Annotated in this window: 14 protein-coding genes and 1 pseudogene; 6 read left to right on the forward strand and 9 right to left on the reverse strand. The window is 33.7% G+C overall.

What is annotated here, in order from left to right:
• Positions 1–13: 13 nt before the first annotated feature.
• A complete protein-coding gene (locus E1J38_RS02555) occupies positions 14–2602 on the forward strand; it encodes a phosphoenolpyruvate carboxylase (RefSeq protein ID WP_133354204.1) in 2589 nt (862 codons plus the stop codon).
• A gap of 489 nt (positions 2603–3091) precedes the next feature.
• Here the strand turns inward: E1J38_RS02555 and E1J38_RS02560 are convergent, their stop codons facing one another.
• From E1J38_RS02560 to E1J38_RS02575, 4 genes are all read right to left on the reverse strand, one after another.
• Positions 3092–4330, reverse strand: coding sequence for an ammonium transporter (locus E1J38_RS02560; RefSeq protein WP_133354202.1), 1239 nt, complete (start codon positions 4328–4330; stop codon positions 3092–3094).
• A gap of 28 nt (positions 4331–4358) precedes the next feature.
• Positions 4359–4697, reverse strand: coding sequence for a P-II family nitrogen regulator (locus tag E1J38_RS02565; RefSeq protein ID WP_133354200.1), 339 nt, complete (start codon positions 4695–4697; stop codon positions 4359–4361).
• Positions 4698–4911: 214 nt separating this feature from the next.
• Positions 4912–6180, reverse strand: coding sequence for an ammonium transporter (locus E1J38_RS02570; protein WP_133354198.1), 1269 nt, complete (start codon positions 6178–6180; stop codon positions 4912–4914).
• Positions 6181–6260: 80 nt separating this feature from the next.
• Complete coding sequence (locus E1J38_RS02575) at positions 6261–7277, reverse strand: outer membrane beta-barrel protein (RefSeq protein ID WP_133354196.1); 1017 nt, start codon at positions 7275–7277, stop codon at positions 6261–6263.
• Between the two features lie 471 nt (positions 7278–7748).
• On the opposite strand from E1J38_RS02575, the gene gltB reads away from it, so the two are divergent.
• On the forward strand, positions 7749–12263 hold the full coding sequence (gene gltB, locus E1J38_RS02580) for a glutamate synthase large subunit (RefSeq protein ID WP_255449761.1): 4515 nt from the start codon (positions 7749–7751) through the stop codon (positions 12261–12263).
• A 4-nt stretch (positions 12264–12267) separates the two neighbouring features.
• Positions 12268–13731, forward strand: coding sequence for a glutamate synthase subunit beta (locus E1J38_RS02585; protein WP_133354194.1), 1464 nt, complete (start codon positions 12268–12270; stop codon positions 13729–13731).
• 289 nt (positions 13732–14020) lie between these two features.
• Here E1J38_RS02585 and E1J38_RS02590 read toward each other — a convergent pair whose 3' ends face one another.
• The 4 genes from E1J38_RS02590 to glgP all read right to left on the reverse strand — a co-directional run bounded on the left by E1J38_RS02590 (position 14021) and on the right by glgP (position 18360).
• Positions 14021–14665, reverse strand: a complete 645-nt coding sequence (locus E1J38_RS02590; protein WP_186525803.1) for a head GIN domain-containing protein — start codon at positions 14663–14665, stop codon at positions 14021–14023.
• A gap of 100 nt (positions 14666–14765) precedes the next feature.
• Positions 14766–15884, reverse strand: a complete 1119-nt coding sequence (locus tag E1J38_RS02595) for an AraC family transcriptional regulator (RefSeq protein ID WP_133354190.1) — start codon at positions 15882–15884, stop codon at positions 14766–14768.
• 336 nt (positions 15885–16220) lie between these two features.
• A complete protein-coding gene (locus E1J38_RS15055) occupies positions 16221–16391 on the reverse strand; it encodes a hypothetical protein (protein ID WP_186525804.1) in 171 nt (56 codons plus the stop codon).
• 328 nt (positions 16392–16719) lie between these two features.
• Complete coding sequence (gene glgP, locus E1J38_RS02600) at positions 16720–18360, reverse strand: alpha-glucan family phosphorylase (RefSeq protein ID WP_133354188.1); 1641 nt, start codon at positions 18358–18360, stop codon at positions 16720–16722.
• 374 nt (positions 18361–18734) lie between these two features.
• Between glgP and E1J38_RS02605 the strand changes: the two genes are divergently transcribed.
• Genes E1J38_RS02605 through E1J38_RS02615 form a run of 3 tightly spaced genes read left to right on the forward strand, consistent with a single transcriptional unit; the run spans position 18735 to position 21278 of the window.
• Positions 18735–20336 carry a hypothetical protein gene (locus tag E1J38_RS02605; protein WP_133354186.1) on the forward strand — a complete coding sequence of 534 codons (1602 nt, stop codon included), beginning with the start codon at positions 18735–18737 and terminating at the stop codon, positions 20334–20336.
• Entirely contained in the window at positions 20333–20842 is a 510-nt protein-coding gene (locus E1J38_RS02610; protein ID WP_133354184.1) for an LSm family protein, read from the forward strand. Before E1J38_RS02605 ends, E1J38_RS02610 begins: the two co-directional genes overlap by 4 nt.
• 10 nt (positions 20843–20852) lie before the next feature.
• Positions 20853–21278: a hypothetical protein gene (locus E1J38_RS02615; protein WP_133354182.1), complete on the forward strand. Its 426-nt coding sequence runs from the start codon at positions 20853–20855 to the stop codon at positions 21276–21278.
• 242 nt (positions 21279–21520) lie between these two features.
• Here E1J38_RS02615 and E1J38_RS02620 read toward each other — a convergent pair.
• Positions 21521–21645: pseudogene (locus E1J38_RS02620) on the reverse strand (IS982 family transposase); the annotation flags it as partial.

Raw genomic sequence — 21645 nt, forward strand, 5'->3', positions numbered from 1 at the left:
ACTAGAGCAAATTATGTCTATAGAACCAAAATTAAAACGATTTAACCAAAGTGTGATGTCAAAATATCAAATATACAACAGTATATTTATGACATTGCCTTTTGATAGCGTAACAAAAACGGGGGTTTTACTTCCTTTATTTCATGAAACTTGCGAAAAAGGGTTTGCTAACGGAGATGATCCAACCACCATAGTTGAAACCTTCTTTAAAAAATATCAAGCAAGACGTTCTGCAGAAAGTCAAATTAATTTATTATTCCGTTTTATCCAGTATATTGAAAGGCAGGTAGTTTTATTTGATGCTATTGAAGACGCTGCTTTCTCTACAGTAAATAATATGGAAGGCGTTGGTACTTTGAGGTATTTAAAAGGTTTTGCCAGATCTAACAATAAATTAGACGAACTAAAAAAATATTTGGAAGAGTTTAAAGTTAGAATTGTTTTAACTGCGCACCCTACACAATTTTACCCTGGGTCTGTTTTAGCTATCATTACAGATTTGGCAAAAGCCATAGAAGAAAATAATCTTACAGATATTAATAACCTTTTTGGTCAATTAGGTAAAACACCTTTCTTTAAAAGAAAAAAACCTACACCTTACTTTGAAGCTAAAAGTTTAATATGGTATTTAGAGAATGTATTTTATCATTCGTTCAGTGAAATTTACAACTACATTCAACAGAATATTTTTGATGATGGAAAAAAACACAATGATATTATCAATATTGGATTTTGGCCAGGTGGTGACCGAGATGGAAACCCATTTGTAAAACCAAGCACCACTTTAAAAGTAGCTAAAAAGTTAAAACAAGCTATTTTAAGAAAGTACTACACAGACCTAAAAGATCTTAGACGAAAACTAACCTTTAGAGGTGTAGAAGAGCGCATTATAAAGCTTGAAACAACAATATATAAATACAGTATAGATTTAAACTACAAAAAGGCTATTACTGCTAAAGAGCTTTTACTAGAATTATTGAGCATAAGAAATATCATTGTTGAAGAACATCAACACTTATATGAAAATGAAATTAACGATTTAATAAATCGTGTACACTTATTCGGTTATTTCTTTGCTACTTTAGATATCAGGCAAGATAGCAGAATACACCATTCTGTATTTACTACTGTTGTAGATTATTTAATTGAAAAAGGAAGTAAGTCATTCCCTAAAAATTATCATGAATTATCAGAGTCAGAACAAATAGATATTCTTTCTAAAGTTGGTGATGAAGATATTGATTATGACAGTTTTGAAGACGAAATGGTCTCAAACACCTTAAAAACTATTGATGTCATAAAAGAAATTCAGAGTTTTAATGGTGAAAAGGGTGCTAATAGATATATCATTAGTAACAACCAAACGGCTCTTAACGTTATGCAACTTTTTGCTATGTTAAAAATGGTTGCTTTTGCCGATGATTTAACCGTTGATATTGTGCCGCTTTTTGAAACTATTACAGACCTTGAAAATGCACCGTCTGTAATGGAACAATTATATACTAATCCTGTATACAGAGCACATTTAGAAAAGCGTGGCAATAAGCAAACCATCATGCTTGGTTTCTCTGATGGGACTAAAGACGGAGGTTATTTAATGGCTAACTGGGGTATTTTTAAAGCCAAAGAACGGCTTACTGAAATGTCTAGAAAATATGATATTACCGCAATTTTCTTTGATGGTAGAGGTGGCCCACCAGCACGTGGTGGAGGAAAAACACATAATTTCTACGCATCATTAGGACCAACCATTGAGGATAAAGAAGTTCAGTTAACCATTCAAGGACAAACCATTAGTGCTAACTTCGGAACTAAAAAATCATCTCAATTTAACTTAGAGCAATTAATAAGTTCTGGTCTTTTTAATAGAATTGGCGAAAGTGATAACGCTTTATCTGCCGAAGATAAAATGGTTATGAATGATTTAGCAGAAACAAGTTATCAAGCATACAAAGACTTTAAAAATCATGACAAATTCATTCCATACCTAGAGCGTATGAGTACTTTAAAGTATTATGCTAAAACAAATATTGGTAGTAGACCGTCCAAAAGAGGAAACTCAGATAAGTTGGTGTTTTCAGATTTAAGAGCCATTCCTTTTGTAGGGTCTTGGAGCCAGTTAAAGCAAAATGTTCCTGGTTTTTATGGCGTAGGTATTGCGTTAAAGAAATATGAAGAAAACGGAGAGTTCCATAAAGTAGAACAGCTTTACAAAAACTCAAAATTCTTTAAAACCTTGTTAGAAAATAGTATGATGTCATTAACAAAATCTTTCTTTGACCTTACTAAATATATGGCCAAAGATGAAGAGTTTGGTGAGTTCTGGTCTTTAATCTACAAAGAGTACCTTGAAACAGAACGCTTACTACTAAAGGTGACTGGTTATAAAGAATTAATGGAACATGAGCCAGCAGGCAAAGCATCTATTCAAGTTAGAGAATCTATTGTATTGCCTTTATTAACTATTCAGCAGTACGCACTTAAAAAGATTCAAGAGTTAAATAAAGAAGATATAAAGGACGAAGAAAAAATCAAGATTTTTGAAAAAATCGTAACTCGTTCCTTATTTGGAAATATTAACGCTAGTAGAAATTCTGCTTAAAAGTTAAATACTTTTTTTATAAAATTAAAAAGGGTAGACTATAAAGTCTATCCTTTTTATTTGTTGTTTATTATACACAATTCACATCTATCCTTTGCTAAATTATAAGTTATATGTCTTTAATTTTATAAGGCTGAACTTGTTTCAGTATCTTCCTGCTACCACCCTAAGCAACATTCTTGTAAGATCAAGTACAGGCAAGTTTAAGGTTACAAAACACTTCAAATAAGCTTTCATTAAGAGAAATTTTTGGGCGCCTAAACTGAACGAAGTTGAAGTGTTACAATCTCTAAAGCTTAAGCACCAAATAAGAAAATTGGAAATATTCATTTAACAGATTTCTACGGTATACCTCCCCAAGAATTACAGACAAAAAACAAAACCCCAAGCTTATGCTTGGGGTTTTTGCACCTCTAGGTTAGAGACCAAAAAAAAGGGTATCTTAAAATTTTAAGACACCCTTTCACTAACTAAAAATTAATTTGAATATTAGTGCTCATTCAAACGGAAGTCTGGATAGGCATCCATTCCGTGTTCATGGGCATCTAAACCTTCTAATTCTTCTTTTTCAGAAACTCTTATTCCTACTGTTTTCTTCATTATAAAGAATATAATAAAGGCTGAGGGTATACAAATAGCTGCATACGATAATACGCCAACTAACTGACTAATAAATTGATCTGTTCCAGCCAAAGCACCAAATATACCAACTGCTAAAGTACCCCAGATACCACAAACTAAGTGTACTGCAATAGCACCTACTGGATCGTCTAATCTAAGTCTATCAATAAAGCTAACAGCAAATACAATTAAAGCACCAGCAATGGCTCCTATCATAATAGCATCTTCTGGGGTCATTTGATCAGCGCCAGCAGTAATACCAACTAAGCCTCCTAAGATACCATTTAAGAACATGGTTAAATCTAAATTCTTAAACTTTAAGAATGACACAAATGCAGCAACTACACCACCAGCTGCAGCAGCCAAACAGGTAGTCACTAAAGTTAAAGATGTTAATTCTGGGTCTGCAGATAATACAGAACCACCATTAAATCCAAACCATCCTAACCATAGAATTAATACACCGGCAGTAGCCATTGGAATACTATGACCAGGAATAGCCTGTGGTTTACCATCTTTAAATTTGCCAATTCTAGAACCTAGTAACCAAACGGCTACTAAAGCAGCCCAACCCCCTACAGAGTGTACTAATGTAGAACCTGCAAAATCATAAAAAGGGGTTTCTCTCATATCTAAGAAACCACCACCCCATTTCCAAGATCCAGCAAGTGGGTAAATAATTCCAACATAAATAATGGTGAAAATCATAAATGGTCCAATTTTAATACGCTCTGCTACAGCTCCAGATACAATAGTAGCCGCAGTAGCAGCAAACATACCTTGGAATAAGAAATCTGTCCACCAAGTGTATCCGCCATCAGCATACTCTGGAGTCATTCCACCTTCTGGAGGTGCAATACCAAATCCTGCAAACTCAAAAAACCCTGCAGAACCCTCTTCAAATCCCGGATACATTAAATTGAAACCTAAAATGTAGTATAATAATAAACCAACTGTAATAATAAAGATGTTCTTAAATAAAATGTTGATTGTATTTTTTTGTCTTGTTAACCCAATTTCTAGAAATGCAAAACCAGTATGCATGAAGAAAACGAGTGCTGTACAGATCATCATCCATACGTTGTTAGCTGTAAATAGTCCTTCCATAATATTATTAATAATTTTTTAAATGTTCTTATTTTAAAGTGTCTCCACCCTTTTCTCCTGTTCTTATTCTATAAACTTCTGATACGTCGGAAACAAATATTTTCCCGTCGCCTACTTCACCAGTAGCAGAAGACTCAAGAATTGCTTTAATGGTTACTTCTTCAAAGTCGTCGTTTACAACAATTGATAAAAATCTACGTTGGATATCACTTGTACTATAAGACACACCTCTATATACATGTCCTTCTTTTTCATTTCCCAAACCGGTAACATCCCAGTAAGAGAAGAAGTTTACCCCCACAGCATGAAGTGCTTCCTTCACTGCACTGTATTTGGATTTTCTAATAATTGCTTCAATTTTCTTCATAATATTTTAATTTTAATAATTTGCTTAAATGTAACATATTAAATTTAGCCTAATAATTCACGTCTTTATAATTCCAGGTTTTCATAAAATGGATGCCAAAAGAATTATTCTTTTGGCATCCTTTTTAAAGTTAGCTTAGTAGCTGAAATTTATATTTTGAAAACGTTTAAATTATAAACTTAAAGCGTGTATAGTTTAAAACTTTTTTTTCAAATTAGTCTTCAATTTCTCTTTGTCTCTTACCAGGATAAGCTAAAGCACCGTGTTCTGATAAATCAAGACCTTCAATTTCTTCTTTCTCGGTAACTCTAAGTCCCATTGTTTTCTTAAGAATAAAGAAGAAAATGAAAGAGACAACAACTGCCCATATAGCGTAAGCTGCAGTACCTGTTAATTGAGCTACAAATTGCTCAGAACCACCACCGTTAAATAGACCAATACCAGTAGCGCCATCTATACCCCAAAGACCAATTACGAGTGTTCCCCATGCACCAGCTAAACCGTGTACTGAGAAAGCCCCAACAGCATCATCAATTTTTAACTTTTGCTCTACAAACTCCATAGAGAATACAACAATAATACCTCCAATGAAACCAGCAGCAATAGCACCAAACTCACTCATATTACCACAACCAGCAGTAATACTTACTAAACCGGCTAAAGCACCATTAAGTGTCATATCTAAATTTGGTTTTTTGTACTTAATCCAAGATATAATTAAAGCACCAACAGCACCTGCCGAAGCTGCTAGGTTTGTAACTAACACTACCATAGAAGCACCTACAGCATCGTCACCTCCCCAAGCTAATTGAGAACCACCGTTAAATCCAAACCAACCAAACCATAGGATGAATACACCTAAAGCAGCTAGTAATTTATTGTGACCTGGAATATCAACAGCTTTTCCATCAGCGGTATATTTACCTAATCTAGGACCAACTAAAGCAGCACCAACCAATGCAGCCCATCCACCAACAGCGTGTACAATTGAAGAACCAGCAAAATCAATGAAGCCCATTTGAGCTAACCATCCATCACCGTTCCATTGCCATCCACCAGCAATAGGGTAGATAAATGCAGTCATTACAATTGAGAAAATGATATAAGTGTTATACTTAGTTCTACCTGCAATGGCTCCAGATACTATAGTGGCTGCAGTTGCACAGAATACTGTTTGGAAAAACAAATCAGCAGGACCTTGGTTAAACATTAAACCGCTCCAACCAACCCAACCATTGGTGTCTCCGTACATTAAAGAGTACCCAACAAACCAATAGACAAGTGATCCAACGGCTATATCTAGAACATTTTTCATTGCGATATTAACAACGTTCTTAGAACGTGTAAATCCAGATTCAACCAATGTGAACCCTGCTTGCATTAAGAATACCAAGATACCAGAAATTAGCATCCACAACATTCCCATATCGCCTTCAATTGCGGCGGTGTCTTGAATAAAAAGGGGCATATTAAGTAACGACATAATATTTGTGTTTTATGGTTAGTAATTATTTTAAGGCACTTACGCATCCTTAAGAAGGATGCGTAAGTAATTTGTTTTATTTAGAATGCGTAGATTGCGGCTAAAGTAAAGGCAGCTAGACTATCAGTACCAACGCCATCACTGTCAACGAAGTTTCCATAAAATTGACCATCGTCTTGATTAGTTAAAGCATCTAGTCTAATTTCTGGCTTGATAATTAAATTGCCTGTTGTATAACTTCCTGTTAAAGTAGTAGCGAATACAGATGGTAAATCGTCTCCATCACCATGTATAGCAAAGTACTCACCTCTTAAACCAATTGAGAAACTATCAGAAGTGGCAACTTGTGGGTATAATGCAGCACCGTAAAAACCAGAACCATCATTATCATTATATGCAGCATTGATTCCTAAGTAGAAAGAGTCTGATAAATCAAAACCTCCTGTATAATCAATTTCAAAACCTAAACCTCCACTATTACCACTATCGTAGTATAAGTTAAGATATTGACCATAAGCTCCTAACTGAGCCCCAAGAGCATACTCCCCAGTCATAGAAATATCATTGGTATCCCAAGGGTTAGTAATTGCTAACATTAAACTTACGTCATCAGACAAAGTGAAATCAGCTTTTAAACCCATGTGTGAAAATGGACCACTAGAGAATAAATAAGAACAACTGTAGTTGAAGTTTGCTGCTGGAGCAATAACTTCGTAACCTAAGAACGTATTCCATCTACCAAAAGTTAAAGTTGTACCTTCAGATACATTCCAGTAAACATAAGCCTGATTAACGATACCATCAACGATATCTGAAGCAAATGTTGCACCAGCTCCTCTAGGACCAGTTACTAAATCAAGTACAGCTCCTGCTTTTTCTCCTTCATAGCTTACAACTAAGTTAGCCATACCTAACGCAAAACCAGACTTACCAGCAAAAGCAGTTCCAAAAGTAGGCGCATCGTTATCTGGAGCTGTTAAATACGTTTGATAATAAGCATCAACACTACCAGATATAGTAAGTGGTGACTTTTCCTCTTCTTGAGCAAACATAACAGTTGCTACTAAAAGCATTGTAAGAGTAAATAATTTTTTCATGATTGTTTTCATTTTAAAGATTAATTTTTTTAATAGTTAATTTTCCTTAAGAACGGGTCAAATCTATATGAAATAGTTTTAACCCCCATAAAAAAGAGGGGGTATTAATTCATTTTTATAAATATTTTAATTTTAACCCTATTTTTTTAGGGGTATTATGTTATTTTTTTGATTTTATGAATTTTTAACAATAGGTATGTTTGAAAAATTGTCAGTTTTTTCTATTTTTTTGTAAGGTTTATTTCGTTTATTTTATGTTTTGTTGATATTAATTCAGATATCTGTATTTATGCTTCATTTTTTAACTTTGAATATTTATTAAAAAACCCTATATATATTGATATATAATTATTTTAAACCTGACTTAGTTTACAAAATCGAAATAATGAATTAGCTATTATTATTATATTAAAATGTATAACTATCTTCGCTTACTTAGTCGCGTTTTTAAACCAATATAATTAGTTGATTATGCTGAAGAAACAAGGAATGTATTCACCGGAATTTGAACACGAGAATTGTGGTGCTGGTTTTATTTGTAACCTTAAAGGTGAAAAAACAAATCAAATCATCCACGATGCGTTAGAGATTTTGGTAAAATTAGAGCACCGAGGCGGGGTTAGTGCCGATGGAAAAACAGGTGATGGTGCTGGTTTATTAATTGATATCCCTCACGATTATTTTAAACGTGTTTGTGATTTCAATATCCCTGCTCAAAGAGAGTACGCTGTAGGTATGGTATTCTTACCTAAAATTAAAAACCAATACCAATATTGCAAAGACGTTTTTGAGCGTGAAGTAAAAGCGCAAGGACTCTCTGTTTTAGGCTGGAGACAAGTGCCTGTAGATTCTTCTCAATTAGGTCAGATTGCTAAAGCTTCAGAGCCTAATATAGAACAGATTTTTATAGGTAAAACCGAAGCAACCACTGAAGCTAATTTTAAAGCTAAACTATACGCTGCGCGAAAAATTACAGAACATGAAATTAGGCTTTCTAAGGTATCTCAATCAGACTACTTTTACGTGCCCAGTTTATCTACCACAACGCTCATATATAAAGGTATCATTATGCCTGAAGATATCGGGCCGTACTACACAGATTTACAACAAAAAGACTTGGTTACAAGATTAGCACTGGTGCACCAACGTTTCTCTACCAACACCATGCCGGCATGGGAGCTAGCGCAACCATTCCGTTTTATGTGTCAAAATGGAGAAATTAACACGCTTCGTGGTAATGTGAGTAGAATGCGTGTACGCGAAGAAATTATGAAAAGTGAGGTTTTTGGACCGCAAATAGAAAAACTTTTCCCTATTGTAATTCCGGATAAATCAGATTCTGCCTCTATGGATATGGTGGTGGAGCTGTTAACACATACAGACCGCTCATTGCCAGAAATTATGATGATGATGATTCCAGAGGCATGGGAGAAACACAAAACCATGAGCAAGGAAAAGAAAGCATTCTATGAATACAATTGCTGTATTATGGAGCCGTGGGATGGTCCTGCTTCTGTGCCGTTTACAGATGGTGATTATATTGGTGCTTTATTAGATAGAAATGGTTTAAGACCATCACGTTATACCTTAACCAAGAGTGGTAAATTAATCATGTCTTCAGAAGTTGGTGTGGTTGATGTAGATCCTGCTGATGTTGAATTACATGGTAGATTAGAGCCTGGAAAAATGTTCTTAGTTGATATGAACGAAGGACGTATCATTGATGACGAAGAAATTAAAAATAAAATTGTTTCTGAAAGGCCTTATCAAGAATGGTTAGATAAAACACGATTACACTTAAGAGACGTAGCTTACACTAACGATACCTGCCCGATAGAGACTATCGATATAAAAACACGTCAGCGTTTATTTAATTATACTATTGAAGATATTCAGGAGGTGATAACTCCTATGGCTCAAAAGGGAAAAGAAGCCTTAGGTTCTATGGGTATTGATACGCCTTTAGCTGTTTTATCAGACAGACCTCAACTTATCTCAAATTACTTCAAACAACTGTTTGCACAAGTTACCAATCCGCCATTAGATGGGATCCGTGAGGAGATTGTAACCGATATTAGTTTAAATCTCGGTAAAGACCGTAATATTTTTAGTATTACCGAAAGGCAATGTAGAAAGCTGCGTATCCAGAATCCGGTAATTTCTAATGCTGATTTAGAAAAAATCAGAACTATTAAAATTGAAAGTTTTAAAGCTGAAACCATTCACATGCTTTATCCAAAAGCACAAGGATTAAATGGTTTAGAAGATGCTTTAGAAGATATTATTATACAAGTTGAAAAAGCTATAGATAGAAAGACTAACATTATTATTCTTTCCGATAGAGGCGTAAATAAAGATTTTGCACCTATTCCGGCATTGTTAGCTTGTTCATACGTAAATCACCAAATGAACCGTTTACGTAAACGTTCATATTTTGATATCATTATTGAATCTGCAGAGCCTCGTGAGCCACATCACTTCGCTACTTTATTTGGTTATGGTGCTTCGGCCATCAACCCATATATGGTGAATGAAATTATTAGAATGCAGGTAAAAGAAGGCTTTATTTCGGATATAGATGAGCAACAAGCAGTAACCAACTTTAACAGGGCGATTGGAAAAGGTATACTAAAAATTATGAATAAGATAGGAATCTCAACACTGCATTCGTACAGAGGTTCTCAAATCTTTGAAATTGTTGGTTTTAATTCGCAATTTGTTGAAAAATACTTCCCATATACTGCTTCAAGAATTGAAGGTATCGGTTTATACGAAATAGAAAAAGAAATAAATGAGCGTTACAAATATGCTTATCCAGATACCTTAATAAAAAATCGTTTAGGTTTAAATATTGGAGGTGACTATCGTTGGAGACGAAATGGTGAACGCCATATGTTTAATCCAACTACGGTTGCTAAACTGCAGCAAGCGGTGAGATTAAGCGATCAGAAGAGTTACGATATTTATGCGAAAACTATAAATGAACAAGCCGAAAACTTAATGACTATTCGTGGTTTGTTTGAGTTTGATAGACTAGATCCAATTCCTATTGAAGAAGTAGAGCCATGGACAGAGATTGTTAAGCGTTTTAAAACAGGTGCTATGTCTTACGGATCTATTTCTAGAGAGGCGCATGAAAACTTAGCCATTGCCATGAACCGAATTGGAGGAAAATCTAATTCTGGTGAAGGTGGTGAAGACAGACGTCGTTTCCAAAAAGATGTGAATGGAGATAGTAGAAATTCTGCAATTAAACAAGTGGCATCCGGACGTTTTGGGGTAACATCACACTACTTAACTAATGCCCAAGAAATTCAAATTAAAATGGCTCAGGGCGCTAAACCCGGTGAAGGTGGTCAGTTACCTGGTGAAAAAGTATTGCCGTGGATAGCTGCCGCAAGAAACTCAACGCCGTTTGTAGGGTTGATTTCACCGCCGCCACATCACGATATCTATTCTATTGAAGATTTAGCACAGTTGATTTACGATTTAAAAAATGCCAATAGAGAGGCTAGAATCAATGTAAAATTAGTGTCGGAAGTAGGCGTGGGAACCATTGCAGCTGGTGTTGCTAAAGCCAAAGCTGATGTAGTATTAATTTCAGGTTATGACGGTGGTACAGGAGCATCACCATTAACTTCATTAAAACATGCTGGTTTACCTTGGGAACTTGGGCTGTCTGAGGCACAACAAACTTTGGTTCTTAATAATTTAAGAAGTAGAATTGTTGTAGAATGTGACGGACAGTTAAAAACGGGGCGTGACGTTGCAATTGCTGCTTTATTAGGAGCTGAGGAATTCGGATTTGCTACCGCTCCATTGGTTGCCTCGGGTTGTATTATGATGCGTAAATGCCATTTAAATACCTGTCCGGTTGGTGTAGCTACTCAAGACAAAGAGTTACGTAAAAACTTTAAAGGCACACCAGAGCATGTCATTAACTTCTTCTACTATGTTGCTGAAGAATTAAGAGGTATTATGGCGCAGTTAGGATTTAGAACTGTGGAAGAAATGGTAGGTCAAACTCAAAAAATTAATGCTAGTAAGGCAATTAATCATTATAAAGCTAAAGGATTAGATTTATCCAGTATTTTACACAGGCCAGCAGAGTATCATAATTTAACGATTAGAAATACCGAAAAGCAAGATCATAATTTAGATGAGGTAATTGATTTCACCATTCTTAAAGATTCTCATAGAGCACTATATAGAAAAGAGAAAATGAATTTGACTTATCCAATAAGTAATATTGATAGAACCGTTGGAGCTATTGTTAGTAATGAAATTTCCAAAATATATGGCCACTTAGGGCTTCCAGAAGACACTTTAAATATAAACTTTACTGGGTCTGCAGGTCAGAGTTTTGGTGCCTTTGGTGCTCATGGTTTAACCTTTACTTTAGAAGGTAATACCAATGATTATCTTGGTAAAGGACTGTCTGGAGCTAAATTAATTGTTAAGAAACCTGCCAAAGCAGATTTTGTGGCCGAAAAGAATATTATTGTTGGTAATGTGTGTTTATTTGGTGCTGTTCACGGTGAAGCCTATATAAATGGGATTGCTGGTGAGCGTTTTGCAGTTCGTAATTCAGGGGCTACGGCAGTTGTTGAAGGTGTTGGAGACCACTGTTGTGAATATATGACTGGTGGTAAAATAGTAGTTCTTGGTAAAACAGGAAGAAACTTTGCAGCTGGTATGAGTGGCGGATATGCCTTTGTTTTAAATGAATCTGGGCAATTTACAAATGGTTTATGTAATGAGGAAACCATAGATTTCGATCCAATTACAGAAGCTGATGAGGCAGAGTTAAAAGAATTAATAGCCAATCATGTAGCATATACTAACAGTAACAGAGGTAAAGAGATATTAGCTGATTGGGAGCACTATTTATCAAAGTTTGTTAAAGTAATGCCTAAAGAATATAAGATAGCGTTAGAGAGAATAGCTAACGAGGAACCAATGGTTGAAGAATTAGAAATAGCATAAGGTCATGGGAAAAGTAACAGGATTTAAAGAAATTGATAGACAAGACGAATCTTACAAACCGGTTGAAGACCGTTTAAAGCATTACAAAGAGTTTACTGTGCCTTTATCTGAGGAAGAAATTACTAAACAAGGATCACGTTGTATGGACTGTGGTATTCCATTTTGTCACAGTGGTTGTCCGTTAGGGAATCTAATTCCAGATTTCAACCATATGGTACACCAAGGCGAGTGGCAAAAAGCTTCTTGGATACTTCATTCTACCAATAACTTCCCTGAGTTTACGGGGCGCTTATGTCCAGCACCATGTGAACAAGCATGTGTTTTAGGAATTATTGAAGATCCCATCTCCATTGAAAATATAGAGAAAAATATAGTGGAGCGCGCCTTTGCCGAAGGTTGGATAAAACCACAACCTCCCAAAACTCGTACTGGGAAAACTATAGCTGTGGTAGGGTCTGGTCCTGCTGGTTTAGCAGCTGCCCAACAGTTAAATAGAGCTGGGCATACGGTGACTGTTTTTGAACGAGACGATGAAATAGGAGGTCTATTACGTTATGGTATTCCTAATTTCAAAATGGAAAAGGAAATTATAGACCGTCGTTTAGCTATTTTAGAAGCCGAAGGCATCACTTTTAAGACCAATGTTAATGTTGGTGTAAACTATGATGTTGAGGAATTAAAAGCCTTTGATGCTATTGTTTTATGTGGAGGAGCAACCGAAAGAAGAACTCTGCCAACACCAGGAATTGATGCTGATGGTGTTGTTCAAGCAATGGATTTTTTAACACAACAAACTAAAGTTGTTTTTGGAAAAGAAGTTAAAAACCAAGTATTAGCAACTGGTAAAGATGTTATTGTTATTGGTGGTGGTGATACAGGCTCAGACTGTATTGGTACATCAAACCGTCAAGGAGCTAAATCGGTTACTAATTTTGAAATTATGCCTAAGCCTCCAGGACATCGTTCGCCAACTACACCTTGGCCATATTGGCCTTTACAATTAAAGACATCATCTTCTCATAAAGAAGGATGTGATAGAAATTGGTTAATAAACACTAAAGAGTTTGTTACTGATGAAAATGGAAAATTGACTGCTCTTAAAACAGTTAATGTTGAATGGCAAATGATTCCAGGGGAACGTCCAAAACTTATTGAAATTGAAGGTTCAGAAAAAACATGGCCTTGTGATTTAGCTTTACTAGCACTTGGTTTTACAGGACCAGAAAGCACCTTAGCCGATAAATTAGGTATTGAAAAAGATGCGCGTTCAAATTACAAAGCAGAATACGGTAAATATCAAACGAATATCCCTAATATATTTACGGCTGGAGATATGCGTCGTGGACAATCATTAATTGTTTGGGCCATTTCAGAAGGTAGAGAAGCTGCTCGTCAAGTGGATATCTATTTGATGGGTAAATCTGACTTGCCTACTAAAAATGAAGCAGGCGATTTAGTGGCATTGTAATAGAAACATAATCTTCTAACAAATAGAATAAAGCGAACCAAATGGTTCGCTTTATTATTATAAAAGCTCTAAATCTCTTAATCTTTTTTGTTGCAACTTTTCAAACTAAAAAAGACTCAATCTGCTAAAAAAATCATCTCATATCTATTTTATTAACAACGGCTATAAATCTGGAATCAGAATGTAAGGGCTCAAAATCTATACAATACTTTATCCTTGGAAAACATTTCCTAATGTTCTTAACTGCTTTTTAAATTAGAAAGCTTTTTTCGGTTTTAAAGAATATTCTTTAGTCTTTTATCAAACTTCCAGACCCCTCAATATTAATATTTATTGATGGCGTTCCTCTGTAATACACATTGCCGCTACCTTGTATAGTAACATCAAGGTTAGATTCACAACTCACTTCAACTTCTCCAGAACCAGTATTATCTATTTTACAAGATTCTGATAGCATATCAAATGCTAGAATGCTTCCTGAACCTTCGTTTTCAACATCAATTAAACGACAATTCCCGTCTACATAAATACTAGCAGAACCACTGTTATAAATTTCAAAAACATCAACATCTGTAATACCAGAGGCGTATAAATTTCCAACACCTGAATTACTGACACCTCTTAAATCAGTGACTGTTATTTTAGCCTCTAAATGCACATTGCTATAGTTCCCTTCTTTTAATTGCAACTTTAATTTACCATTTACAACATTGGTTTGCACCCTATTAATGATATTATCGTCTGCGATGATTTGTACCGATTGTGTACTTCCCTTTGTTACGGTAACTTCAAAGGTACCTTCGCTTGAAATCCTATTAAAATTATTGGTTTGTCTAAATTCTGAAATAGTATCTCCCGAACCTATAAACCGATCTTCTGAACAAGAGCTAAAAACGATAAGTGTTAATACATAAATTAGATTAAATTTTTTCATAATTGTTTTATTTTGATTGAATTTTACAGCAGCAAAACTATAACCAAATGACATGTTGAAAAAATGAAGAATGTAGCAATTACCGAATTCAGGACATGATTTATGTCCGGTAATATCCTGGAGAACAACCTACTTTCTTTTTAAAAGCGGCATACATAGCAGATCTAGACTTAAACCCAGAGTCATGACCTATACCTTCAATGGAAAGTATATTTTTGGTATCGGCCTTTATTAACTCTATAGCTTTATCAACCCTAAAACTGTTCACCCATTCGTTAAAGTTAAAACCTATATTATTATTAAGACACGTTGAAATTAGTCTTGGAGACATATTCAAGGCCTCTGAAAATTGGTATAAGGTTAAGTCTTGACTTAAGTAAGATTGATTTTCAGACATAAAAGCCTGTATCTTTTCGCTTTGATTTTTATTACAATGATGCCCTATACTTTTAGTATCACTATCGGATTTGTGAGATAAAATGCTTTCTGGCAACTTATCAAACAAATCTGGATGTCTAAACGCTTTAAAACTTAGGAAGTACAGAAAAATTGCCACAAAAACCCAAGTCATCATCACTATATTATTCACACTATTTCCAATGAAAAGAATATGTGCCAATTCAATACCCCATAAAATAATAGCTGGTAAAAGCATAAAAATTAGCTGCCACAACCATTTAATTTGTAGCATTTTAAAATCTGAATATTCGTTTCTCACCAAGGTTCTATATAAAAGTGTTTCTTTTACTGAAATTGTAAAAGCAACTATAACAATTACAAAAGCATAAGACTGAAGCGCTAAATGAATTCTATCTAGTGTGGTAAACTCTAATAAATCTGATATTCCAATAGATTTAAATACAAATAAAAATAGATTGTATAGTGTAACACAACTTATTAAAATAGCTAAAATATAATTAACCCTTAAGAAGGTTCTATATTTTGAAGAACCACCAATTTTCTCCAACACATAGTGCATGAAAAATAACGGAATAAACAGTTTCACCTCTGGTAAAGTAAAATATCCGCCTATGGAATAGTTACCGATATTATCAAAAGGAAGAACGGTTGTAAAAGCCTCAAACAAAAGACTTAACAAAAACATCCCCAAAAAAAAATTAGAGAAGCTTTTATACTTCTTTGAAAAAATATACACCATGGCTAGCAAAAAACCTTGAATTAAGGCCGCCCAAATAATAAAGTTTACAATGCTCTCCATGTTATAAAATAATCAACACCAAATATATTGAATAAAAAAACCTTTATCAGAAAATAGATAAGAGGTATTACTATTTACAGTAAAATTATTTTTCAACATTCTACTTCTTGGTTTTTATCTGTTAATAATTCAATAAACTTCTGTTCATTTTATTTAAAAATCCTCAATTTGTTCTCAATTTTTTCATATCCTCCATTAGGGTTTCCTGAGACATCATGAAAATTACTAGTATTTATTTATATGTTTTGTTTTTCCTTTTTAAAAGGTGTACGGTATGAAATTTTTATTGGTATAAAGGTATATTCATCGTCAAAAAACTTATGCCTATGGTATATTCTAAGTTTTCACAGGCATAAGTGTCATTTTTCGTAAAACAAATAGCATTATGAGTAATGCCATTAAAACGAAGCTTGTTACTTTTCTTTTTTTACCATCAGTATCAAGTTCATTTTCTTCTCCATCAAAATCAACAACTTCATCAGGATTTCCAAATTTTTCATCAAGCAATTAACTTTAGAAAGCATATCTTCTTTAGTCATTCCAGAAATCTCAACAGTTACCTCCTTTGAATTTCACCCCTTAGCATTATAACTAAACCTAGAGTTTTCTGCTTGTGAGTACAAAAATGAGAACATCAAAAACAAGCACATATAGAATAAGATTTTTCATAATTTCAAATATTAATCTTATCATTAAGATAGATTGAGTATTCTTATTTTAAGTATATTGAACTAAAATTAATATTCCTCAAAAAAACTAATTAATAGTTTAAATGCAAGTTTTGTGATTTTTTATTACATTTTATATTAAGATTTGATTCTATCTTTATTAAAAATCAGAACAATTTCTTGTAATAATCATCAGCCATTCTTTGTGTTGTAAACTCAGGTATAACATCATCCATGGCCTTAAAAACAATATCTTGCCATTTGCTTGGATCTATATAGTAGGTTGGAATTACTTTTTGCTCTAAAATATGATATAGATTATTACTATCAATTTTATCTTGATCCCAAGTTGGTAAATTATGGTCTAGTGCGGGTAATACAAAACAGTTTTCACCATCCTTTTCAAACTCAGGAATCCAACCATCGTTAGTAGAAACATTAACAGAACCGTTCATAGCAGCCGTCATACCACTAGTTCCTGATGCTTCTCTTGTAATTCTAGGCGTGTTTAACCAAATATCTGAACCACATTTTAATTTCTTCGACAATTCAATTTCATATCCAATAAGTACCGCTAAATTTGGCTCTCCTTTAGAATGGTGAACCAAATGATTAAATAAATCAATAGCACCATAATCAAACGGATACGGCTTTCCTGCCCAAATTATTTGAACTGGATATTTCTGATTAGATATAAGCCTTTTAAAACGATCAAAATCATGAAGTAGTAAATCAGCTCTTTTATAAGCTGCAAAACGCCTTGCCCATACAAAGGTGAGTACGTTAGGGTCAAAACGTTTTCCGGTTTGTTTATGCACCTCTTCAAACAATTCCTTTTTTAATTCAAATTTTCTTGCTTTATAAGCGTCTACCTCCTTTTTCAGCCATGCTTCTTTTATAGTGTCATCCTGCCAGAAGTTTTGATTTTGAGCATTTGTAATGGGAATAATTTCACTAATTCCAGAATGACCTTTCCACATATCATTAGCTACATTTGCATGTAATTTGGATACACCATTAGCCCTTTTTGACATCCTTAAAGCCGAAACAGTATAATTAATCATGCCGCCATTAACCATTTCTCGTTCTAATTCTTCATTGGTGTAGGTTCTTCCAAAGAAACCACATCTATTTAAATGTCTAGCATCGCGCTCTTCGTTTCCAGCAAGCTCTGGTGTATGGGTTGTAAAAACCATCTGTTCTTTTGTAACGCCTTTATCACGCAAGTAGTAAAAAGCTGGTAGCGCATGTCCTTCGTTTAAATGATACGTATCAGCGCCACCTAAAGCCTCAACCACTTTAGTACCACCAATACCTAAAACAATACTTTGAGACACACGAGTCACTGGATTTTTATCGTATAAATGATTGGTAATAGTTCTAGAAAGATGATCATTACCTTCAACATCTGTGGTTAAAAAATACATGGGCACTGTTCCAAAAACTTCGGGCTTTAAAACATAGGCCCTTACTTTTACATGCGGATTATCATGAAGCTTAATCTCTACTTCAATACCTGTGTCTTCTAAAAAGTTGAAATGTTTCTCATTAAACTCAGTTTTTAAAGTTTGGTCATCATTTCTTGCTTGGTCATAATACCCATATTTCCAGAGCATGCCAATACCAATCATATTTTGTTTGAGTTCAAAACCAGAACGCATATGAGAACCGGCTAAAAAACCTAACCCACCAGAATAGATATTGAAAGATTGATGGATGCCAAATTCCATACTAAAATAGGCTACACGTTTACTATATGCTTTTGCAGGTTGATAAGGATGATACCAACTACTGTATATATTTTCCATAACATTTTACAATTTAAATTAAGTTGTAAAAATATTAAAACCAGTTACTCTCTAACCTGACAATAGTCATGAATTACGTTTTATTAAAGATTATATAACATTAAATGTTTATTAATAAATCTAGTAAAAGAGACTGTATAAATGACAAAAGAAGAAAACACTCTAAACAAAAAAGCCTTAAGGTTGTTAGCAATTCTGCGGCCTGTCTAAGACAGATTATTTTCAAACCTTAATTTACAATCAAGCATAAACTATTAAGTTACAAATATTTGAAAATATCACCTATGATGTAGCTCATATAAATTATTTACAAATATTCCTAACTTATGAAGCCCAAAAATAAACTTTGACCAGCCATACAAAACAGATCATCAATGATAAAGTTCATAAGAAATACTACTGCATTCCTCACGATCCTTATTTTCATAGGGTTTATAGTCTACTCATGCAGTAAACTATATATAAAACAAGATTTTAGACAAACCTATGGAACTTATAATGACTCTATTCATCAAAATTCATTCGAAAACGATTTCTTCAAAGTTCATTTAAAAAATGGAGATGTTAGTGTTTTAAATGAATGGCTTCTAAATGACTCAAAAGACTCAATACTTGGCAAAGGAAAGCTTTTTGACTTTAACAGAAATGAAATAAAAGATGGGTCCATGGCCCTTGAGATTAATGAAGTTGCCATTATAGAAACCAATCAACTGGAAGCTATAAAATCTAAAGATAAAGAGAGAATAGCAGGTCTTTCTCTTCTAACGGGAGTTAATCTTGTTTTAGATGCCGTTTGCATCACAAACCCTAAAGCCTGCTTTGGCTCTTGCCCAACTTTTTACACTAATAACAGTCTGTCTATCCACGACGCCAAGGCCGAAGGGTTTTCAAGTTCGATTTCACCAGCACTGGAAGCAACAGATATGGATGCATTGAGAACACAAACATCTGGAAAAGAATTTCATTTAACAATGAAAAATGAAGCCTTTGAAACTCATTTATTAAATGAATTATTTTTAACGGCCATCCCAAAAAAGAAAACGGAATATGTCTTTCATGACCAAAGAAATAAATTTTATAAATCCAATCATATATTACCCCCAAAAAGAGCAACTATAGATGGAACAAATATTCTAAACAAAGTCTTAGAAATTGATGACCAAGAATTTTTTTCTAAAACTGATGAGCACGATCTCACTAAAAAAGAAGAAATTTATTTAGATTTTAATGGTGTTTCTGATAATACTCAAGGATTAGTAATCAACTTTAGGCAAACATTACTAACAACATTTTTACTCTATAGCGGGATTTCATTTATGGGTGATGAAGTAGGCGACTATTTTGCCAAAATTGAAACCAACAGTTCCATTAAAAAGCGACTAAGCAATCCTTTTAAATTATTAGGTAAAATAAAATTATATGCTTGGAATAATGAAAACCGCCAATGGCAGTTTTTTGATGAAATATATGAGACAGGTCCAATCTCTAAAAACTTGATTATCTCACCCATTTCAAAAATATCAACAAAAAATGGTCAATTAAAAATTAAAATAGAATTAACCAAAGGGTTATGGCGTATTGACTATCTGGGTCTTACAGAGATAAAAGAGCCTACTTTAGTCAACCACATATATCCTTCAAAAATAAAGACTCTTAACGGATTCCCTGCTGAATTGGAGAAAATCATTAATGATGATGAAAAGTATTTAGCATCGTTCCCCGGAAATGAATATGATTTCATGTTTAGATTACCAGATTTAATGAATCAGGATGAATATGAAGTATTTGTAACTAGTAAAGGATACTATTTAGAATGGATTAGGTCTAATTGGCTTAGAAATAAAAACATTCAAAAACTCAAAAAAATGCTTTCTAACAACAAAGAAGTATGGGCAAGTTTAGCCGTAGAATACAAAATTATTGAAGATGAAATGGAAGATGTATTTTGGAACTCAAGGTATACAAATATAAAATGAAAAATCTGCTTAAAATATTTGTTTGTGTAATCTTTGTATGGGGCTGTAGCACTCCAAAATATTTGAGTGCTCCAAAAGATTTTAAAAATCATGTAAAGGGCCTATACTTAGAATATACCACAAAAAAAAGTCATAGTCGGGAGATAGCTGAAATCATTGAGGTTAAAGACAAATATATCAAACTTTTACCGGTAAAAAATGAAAAAATAATTAGCATTAAGCAAAATGACATTAAATATGCACATGTATTAGTATCTTTAACCAGTGACAACCAAAAAAAATTAAATACATGGGCGGGCTTATTAAATATAAATTCCCTAGTTCATGGATATTTTATGGTGTTCTCTCTTCCAATTAATTTAGTTTCAACATATAGCACCTCAATCCACGCCAGAGGAGCTTACAGAATGAAAATCCCAGATGATGTAAAATGGCATGAGCTACATAAGTTTGCTAGATTCCCCCAAGGGATTCCTGAACTAATCGATGAAAATCTCATTAAATAATTAAAAAATCATGAAAACCTTTATTACCTTATTGGTGTGCCTTATTTCAATTTCTATTACCAAAGCTCAAGAAACTGGCTTAATTGGAACTTGGAATATTTTTGAATTTGAAGTGATCAATAATGATGACATAAACACTAGAACTCATGAAAACCTCTTCTCAGAGAACTCAATTTGGGATTTATTTTTTATGGATAATAAAAGTTTTAAACAGTCCAGCAATATGCGTTCAGGAGAACTTGAATCACACAAAGGTTTATGGGAGACTTCTAAAGAAAATTTAAAACTTTCACTAATGGTTCAAGAACAAAAAATAGTGTTGAACTACAACTACAAACTAAAAGACAACATTCTTGTATTAAGAAGGGTAAATCCAAAAGGTACTTTAAAACTTAAAATAACTTTTATAAAAAAAGAGGAACACAAATCAAAGTAATAGCAGTAGGTAAACGCGCATCAACCTCAAAAACTGAAAGTTCAAACATTTAAGTTTAGAGCAAAAAAAAGAGCCACAATTTCTTGCAGCTCTTATAACGCCCATTGAATTAAACAATAGACAAATGTTTAAAATAACTCTCCCTAAGAATTAATTAATAGCCTAACAAATTTTTGAATAAAAAATAAACAATACAATACCTAATATTAGGTATTTTTATATATCTTAACCCGTTGTGCATTTTAAATAATGCTAATTTTAATATTATTAATATTTCGGTCAAAGATAAATTTATTGATATATTGAATAACAGTCAATGCCGTTATCTTAGACAGAATCCTAGTCTTAAACCCTTCAAATGACTTTG

The organism is Seonamhaeicola sediminis (assembly GCF_004358095.2).
GTDB lineage: Bacteria > Bacteroidota > Bacteroidia > Flavobacteriales > Flavobacteriaceae > Seonamhaeicola > Seonamhaeicola sediminis.